The organism is uncultured Gimesia sp., assembly GCF_937919775.1.
Lineage (GTDB): Bacteria > Planctomycetota > Planctomycetia > Planctomycetales > Planctomycetaceae > Gimesia.
In genome coordinates, this window is sequence record NZ_CALFPF010000059.1 from 1 (window position 1) to 6729 (window position 6729).

Here is a 6729-nt window from a genome sequence, read left to right on the forward strand (position 1 = left end):
AGTGAAGTGCCGGGGAAAAAAGTGGCTCAAACCAGTCGGTTTTATGGTGCTCATACCGCAGTGGATTCTTTGTTTATGGTGCTGAAAGCAATTTCACGCGCGCGACGCGAAACAGGCATCATCGCCGCGGGCGCAGTCGTGTCAAGTCGTATCTGGCTGGGAAAAAAAGTGACTGAAACGAGAGAAACAGTGAGTGATAAACAGTTTTGAAAATGTCAAGCCGATTTTCCAATGGACGGATTTTGGATGACACAATGCGGAGAGGAGCGGATTGAATTTTGGGCAGTGAAAACAGTTTACTTTTTCAGAGCGATTTGAGGATCGGCGGACATGGCGAGTTCGGGAATTTCTTCCTGCATGACGGTAAACATTTCCGCGACTTCGGGTTTGAAGACATCGCCGATCAGGATGTCGACCAGATTCGTTTTGAATTGCGGATACTCGCGGAGGAATGTGCCAAAGCTGAATCCGGGCGTATAGAAGGCATACACGAGTTTGCGGAAGTTTTCGACGCCGCTGCGGTAGTCGGGATACCATTGGCTGAGTTGACTGACCGAGAAGTCCTGTGCTTCGAAGGCGGCATTGATGGCGTCGGCGATAAGTTCTCCCGATTTCAATGCCAGGAATACACCGCTGGAATAAACAGGGTCGATAAAGCCGAGCGCATCGCCGGCCAGCATCCAGCCGGGACCGACCGGTTGCGAAGTGTGATAGGAGAAATCTTTCGTCGTCATGAATTCCGTGACAGGCTGTGCTGCGGTCAGACGCCGTTTGATGCCGATACAGCGTTCGACTTCCTGATAGAAGATCTCTTCGCTGTTGCCACGATCTTTGGCGAACATGTATTCCATGTCTCCGGTACAGCCGATGCTGACGACATTATCGGGGAGTGGAATATACCAGAACCAGGAACGTTTGCCTTCGGTCTGCAGAATCAGTGTGGCACCTTCGTCGATGCCGGTATCGCGCTGGGCATTTTTAAAGTGGGCCCAGACGGTTCCCTTTTTCAAAACCGGGTCAGTCATTTTGAGTTTAAAGCGACTGGCGATGAATCCCGTCTGTCCGCTGGAGTCGACGACGATTTTCGCGCGAATGTCCCGTGTTTCCTGCGAACTGAACTTCAGTTTGACGCCTGTCACCTGTTCTCCTTCAGTGAGGATGTCAAGGACCTGGGTGCCTGTGTGGACGATGGCTCCTTGAGTTCGGGCATTGTTGACCAGCATCTGATCAAATTCGGCCCGCAAGACCTGCCAGGTCTGAGAACTTTCGTGTTCTTTATATTCGTTGAAGTAGAAGGGCATCGTTTCGACCCCTTCGTCTGTCACAAACTGCACGCTGAATTTTTTGGGGAATGCGGTCTGTTTGAGCTGGTCGATCAGGCCGAGCCGTTTGAGGGGCCAATAGGTTTCCGGGATCAACGATTCGCCGACGTGGAAGCGGGGAAACGTGGCTCGGTCGACGACCAGTGTTTTACGCCCCTGTTCCGCCAGGAGAGCACCCACCGTTGAGCCGGCCGGGCCGGCACCGATCACAATGACGTCGTATTCCGCATCGAGAGCAGGCTGTTCTTTCAGGTTTGTGTCATTCATGGAAAGCCTTCAGTCATACAGGTCAAAGTCAATTTCAGAGCGGCATGCTACTCGCATTTATAGCAGTCGAGCAGAAACTTCCAAGAGGTCAATTGCCGGTTGCTGGTTACAAAAAATCGTAGCCAGTCGACCGTACGTGATTTCGCCCGGCTGGATCTGCATTACACTGGCCAGACCGGGGCCGGCGGTGAGCCGCAATACTGCCCCTAAATCGACGTGTCGCAAGACATTATGATTGATGAGCACTCGTCCGAGTGGAATTTCTCCCGCGAGGATTTCGTCCTTGACGGCCTGGGTTACATAATCAAAATTAAATCGTACGATCCCGAACTGAACGACTTCATCGGTCCCCGTTTTTGATAAGAGAATTTTTCTGCTGTAAATATTTCCATCGAGTCGCTGATCCAGCACGGTGACATCAACAGGAGACTGATGATACTCCTCCATTGTGACAGTCATGTGGTGGTTATGAGCCAGCAGCGATTTATAAGGATCGGGAAGGGAGGCAGAAGAAACATGTTCGGCCCGTTCGAACAAGCGTGGTTCGTTCGGAAACAATTTGACAAGTGCATCGAGTTCGTCTTGTGGGTTCACTTGAAAATAATTTCTTTTTTCAGGGGAGGATCGGGGTGAGTTTTAATCAATGAGAACGATAGTAAATGTTATGTATATCTCACCATGCGGTGTTCCGGTTCGAAATATTCTGTCAGCAGGCTGTCGGCCTGAAGCAGGCCTTTGCGGGTGAGTTTGACTTGCGATTCATCGAAAGTGAGGTAGCCTGCTTTTTGCTGATTTTCCAGCGCTTCGGAAAATTCTTCGGTTAAATTGACACCAAACTTATCATGAAAAGGCTGCGTCAGAACGCGGCCTTCTTTGAGTTGCAGCACAAATTCCCGGATCAGGCGCTGGCGTTCAGTGGGTTCGAGAGCACGGTTGATGGGGAGTTCGCCTTTTTCAACCGTTTCAAGATAGTCTTCAAGACGATCGAGGTTTTGATAATGGACACCTTGCATATGACCAAAGGAAGAAACGCCCGTCGCGACGATGTCATTGCCGCGGAACAAGTTGTCCCGATACACAAAGCGGTCTGTTTCCGGATTTTTGACGAGTTCGTTTCCGCTGGCGAGATGATAACCTTTCGACTGCAAATTCTCGATGGCTTCATTCATCCAGCGGCGTTTGGTGGCCCAGTCGGCGATGGGCGATGTGATGCCCATCTCTTTGATTTCTTTGGAAATGATCGTGTTGTGGGGGAGTTCCATCTGGTAAATCGTGATGTTGTCCGGCGAGAGTGCCGCCGCTTTTTCGACCGACTCGGTCCAGTTTTCATCCGTTTCGCCCATCATGCCGGCAATCAGGTCGATATTAACCTGCGGGAAGCCGACGTCTTGAATCCACTCGTAAGCCCGGAAGACTTCGGGGGTCAGATGCGCGCGACCGTTGGCTTCCAGTAATGTGTCGTTAAAACTTTCGATACCTAAGGAGATTCGAGTAATGCCAATTTCTTTGAGTGTTTGCACTTTTTCCAGATTGAGTGTGCCCGGCTCGCATTCAAAGGTGACTTCTTTTGCCGTTTCCCAGGAAAGCAGGCTGGAGAGCCGATCCCGAACGGAAAGCAGTTGTTTCGAGCTTAAATAGGAGGGAGTTCCACCGCCGAAGTAGGTGAAATCGAGCGTGCGTCCCCGAATAGCTTCGACCTGACTGAGCAGTTCGAATTCCCGCTCTAACGCCTGCACGTAACGATCAATGGTTTTGGCATTCTGTTTTTCATAGACGCGGAAATAACAGAACTTACAGCGCTTGCGACAGAAAGGAATATGAATGTAAAGCCCCATCGGAATACTGGTATCAGGGCTTTGGTTCAGAACTTCGTGAATTCTGGTAACGTATTCCTGCTTCCACAGAGAGAAAGGAGGATAGTTCGAAACAAAGTAACTGCCTACTTCGGTGGTGCCTGTCGTTTCCAGATCCATAGTACTCTCAATGTCTTATGTTTTTAAATCAACTATTAAGCGGCTGCCTTCTCCGCAGCGATCAGTTTATGCTACTTCTTATTGTCACTTCTTTCCGAAACAATACAAGGCACCATTTCGGGATTCTGTCCCAATGATCAGATGTCCTGAACCAATTGCCGGTGATGCGGTGATATCTTTTCCTAAATTCTGTTTCCAGAGTGTCTTACCATTTTTCAGATCCAGCTCATAGAGGTTACCATCAGAGGATCCCACAAACACCCGGTTGCCAAGAATCACAGGCGAGCTGTCCACCCGCCCGCGCGTGCCGAATTTCCAGACCGGTTTGCCTGTTTTTCGTTCGACACAATGGACCTGCTTGTCTCGACCGCCGGCGACAACATAAGCGTCTGTAACCGCTGCGGAGGCATGGTAAGGGAATTCCTTCATCGGATCTTTGTAACGCCATTCGACTTTCAGCTGTTTCCAGTTCACAGAGATAATTTCGCTGGCATACGTGCCCACATACAGGCTCTCACCCATCAGCGCAGGGGAAGCGATCAGGTAGGTTGCCAGAGGCATCTGACTGTGCTGCTTGCCTGTGTTGATATCAATCACTCGCAGCTGCTCGTCGCAACCGGTGACAAACGTGAAATTGTCCACGATCGCGGGAGAGCAATTCACATAACCGTCGGTCTCAAACTTCCAGGCCAGAGAACCATCGGCTGCATTGAGACAGTACAGAAAATTATCGTAGCCGCCAAACAGGATTTTTCCGTTGATGACGTTGGCACTGCTGATGATTTCGGCGTCGGTTTTAAAGTTCCAGAGTTTTTTTCCCGTGAAGCGGTCAATGGCGTGGAAGATTCCGTCTTCATCGCCGAGATACACGCCTTTTTCGGTGACCAGCGGCGATGCTTTAAAACCGGGGGCAAATTCTTTGGGGTCCGGGTTTTCGATGGAACGGTATTTCCAGACCGGTTTGCCGGTTTTTAGATCGAGACATTCCACATAGCCGTTCAAGCCTGCCATATAAACCTGGTCGCCGATAATGGCGGCAGTGGACGCGATGCCGTCGGACGAGGAGTGCTGCCAGAGCAGTTCCAGTTCCGCGGGGAGAGTCGTTTCGGCGACTCCCTGCTGCAGGTTACCGTTGCGGAAGGAAGGCCAGTTCTGTTTGTTGTCTTCTGTCTTTGGTGACGCGATGTTGACTTCGCCGGCAGGTTTCTCGGCAGCGCTGGTCTGATTCGTGATGCACGCACAGGCGACTAACGCGACTTGGATCCATAGAATGAAACCAGTGTATTTGGAATTCGTTAAAAGGCGCATTCGTACAATTCCCTTAAAGAGGATTGATCGACGGGACGCGGGTTGAAATTGCCCGTCCACTGTCGCGACGCTTCTTCTGCAAGCTGTTCCACCAGATTGGGGTCAACTTTGCATTCCGAGAGTGAAGTCGGTGCTCCCGCCATCGCAATTAATGATTGTATATGTTCGGCGAGTAAGCCTGCGCCGGCAGGATCATGAGGCTCACACAACCCGATGTCGGCAGCCAGTAGAGAGTAGTAATCGCCGACGAGTTCCGCATTGAATCGTATCACATGCGGCAGCATGATGCCGATCGCCACGCCGTGCGTTAAATTGAAATGAGCAGAGAGCGGGTTGGCCAGCGCATGGGTTGCACCCAGCATGGAATTTTCGATCGCAGCACCGGCGAAGTGTGCGCCCAGCTGCATATTGCCGCGTGCGTTGAGATCGTTGGGGGTATCGAGCACTTTGGGAAAACTGTTCGCCAGCAGCGTCCAGGCACGACGGCTGAAGAGTTGGGAAATTTCATTGCGCGGTTTGGTGACGAATGTTTCCAGGGCATGACTCAGGGCATCAATGCCCGTGACGCGCGTCACGGAGCGGGGCATGGTCAGCGTCAGTTCGGGATCGAGAATCGCAATGCGACAGGCGGCTTTTTTGTCGCCGCACGCCATTTTCATATGCGTTTCCGGATGGGCGATCACGGCAAACGACTGTGCTTCGCTGCCGGTTCCGGCGGTGGTCGGGACGGCAATTAAAGGCAGCATGGGTTTGGTGGCTTTTCCCACGCCCCAATAGTCCTGCATCTGCCCGCCGTTAGTCAGCAGAAAATTGATCCCCTTGGCACAATCCATACTGCTGCCCCCGCCCAGGCCGACGATTAAATCGATCTGGTGGTTGCGTGCGACCGACAAGCCTCTATCGACATCTTCTGTGGTCGGATTGGGGTGGACATCATCAAAGGTGGTGATTTGAAGCTGGGCATTTTCCAGCGAAGCAACAGCGCGGGACTCATGGCCCGCTGCAGCAAGCCCTTTATCGGTGACCAGCAGCACCCGTTTTGCCCCCAGTTCAGCAGCAAGTTCTCCCAGGCGGTTTAAAGATCCAGCGCCGAAGACAATCCGTGTACGGGGCGCATAATCAAAGGCAGAAAGTGAAGCGCCTTCTATCGGTTGAGCATTTACATTGGCTGAAGATTGCGAATCCATGACAATGATGTTTTCCTTACGAGATCTATCTTGAATCATCAGGCTGAAAAATGATCAACGCTGCTGAAGCTTTTTATACTTAACTCGTTTCTCTGCTTGTGAAAAGAAGATCGTAGTCGTTTATTGTATCTGGCGAGATTTTTCAGGTAGGTTTTAGCCGGTGCGCGCAACATAAAACTCTGGTATTCCGTTCCCATTCTGTCTCAACTTAACACCGCGGAAGTACAGCAGGCATCGCTTGAAAAAGGCGAAGCGATTGTCTACTGCTTAATTCTGATCGAAATCGACAGGAATTTCCAGTAGTCCACACTGATTTATAGGATGTTTGGCGGTCTTAAGCGACGATGAAATCTTAATTTAGAGAAATCTTACTCTAAATACAGTCTGTTATTGTGGATATAAACTTCCACGGCACGCGGAGTCATAAATCGGACACTTTTTTTTTCGCGAATCCGTTTTCTAATGTCTGTGGAGGAAATATCAATTCCCGGCATCGTGACCCAGAGGATTTTTGAAAGGATGGTTTCGCCGAATTTCTGAGTGAGTTCAGACAGATCTGGTAGACTAATGTTGGGGCGATTCACGCCAATCAGGGTTGCCATCTCCAGAATGGCCTCTGGTTCACGCCAGGTATGCAGGTCCCGTACGGAGTCTGCACCCACGATTAAAAAG

The 6729-nt window shown here is 50.8% G+C and carries 6 protein-coding genes and 1 pseudogene; 1 reads left to right on the forward strand and 6 read right to left on the reverse strand.

All coding sequences use genetic code 11. The features are described 5' to 3' along the window. A partial coding sequence (locus tag Q0294_RS01560; protein WP_299460135.1) for a hypothetical protein occupies positions 1–210 on the forward strand: 210 nt, incomplete at its 5' end. Positions 211–296: 86 nt separating this feature from the next. On the opposite strand, the gene Q0294_RS01565 is transcribed toward Q0294_RS01560, so the two are convergent. The 6 genes and pseudogenes from Q0294_RS01565 to Q0294_RS01590 form a co-directional block, all read right to left on the reverse strand. Beyond that, entirely contained in the window at positions 297–1589 is a 1293-nt protein-coding gene (locus tag Q0294_RS01565) for an NAD(P)/FAD-dependent oxidoreductase (protein WP_299460138.1), read from the reverse strand. A 57-nt stretch (positions 1590–1646) separates the two neighbouring features. Further along, complete coding sequence (locus tag Q0294_RS01570; protein ID WP_299460141.1) at positions 1647–2183, reverse strand: hypothetical protein; 537 nt, start codon at positions 2181–2183, stop codon at positions 1647–1649. Positions 2184–2251: 68 nt separating this feature from the next. After that, on the reverse strand, positions 2252–3562 hold the full coding sequence (locus Q0294_RS01575) for a coproporphyrinogen-III oxidase family protein (protein WP_299460144.1): 1311 nt from the start codon (positions 3560–3562) through the stop codon (positions 2252–2254). Positions 3563–3646: 84 nt separating this feature from the next. Then, the gene (locus Q0294_RS01580; RefSeq protein WP_299460148.1) at positions 3647–4870 is read right to left on the reverse strand and encodes a PQQ-binding-like beta-propeller repeat protein; all 1224 of its coding nucleotides are present in this window, start codon (positions 4868–4870) and stop codon (positions 3647–3649) included. Then, the gene (locus tag Q0294_RS01585; RefSeq protein WP_366917895.1) at positions 4858–6066 is read right to left on the reverse strand and encodes an iron-containing alcohol dehydrogenase; all 1209 of its coding nucleotides are present in this window, start codon (positions 6064–6066) and stop codon (positions 4858–4860) included. Before Q0294_RS01585 ends, Q0294_RS01580 begins: the two co-directional genes overlap by 13 nt. Before the next feature lie 359 nt (positions 6067–6425). Next, positions 6426–6729: pseudogene (locus tag Q0294_RS01590) on the reverse strand (nicotinic acid mononucleotide adenylyltransferase); the annotation flags it as partial.

Coding starts and splice junctions, on each gene's coding strand:
- Q0294_RS01580 (WP_299460148.1), bottom strand. CDS start 4,870: ATGCGCCTTTTAACGAATTCCAAATACACTGGTTTCATTCTATGGATC.
- Q0294_RS01575 (WP_299460144.1), bottom strand. CDS start 3,562: ATGGATCTGGAAACGACAGGCACCACCGAAGTAGGCAGTTACTTTGTT.
- Q0294_RS01565 (WP_299460138.1), bottom strand. CDS start 1,589: ATGAATGACACAAACCTGAAAGAACAGCCTGCTCTCGATGCGGAATAC.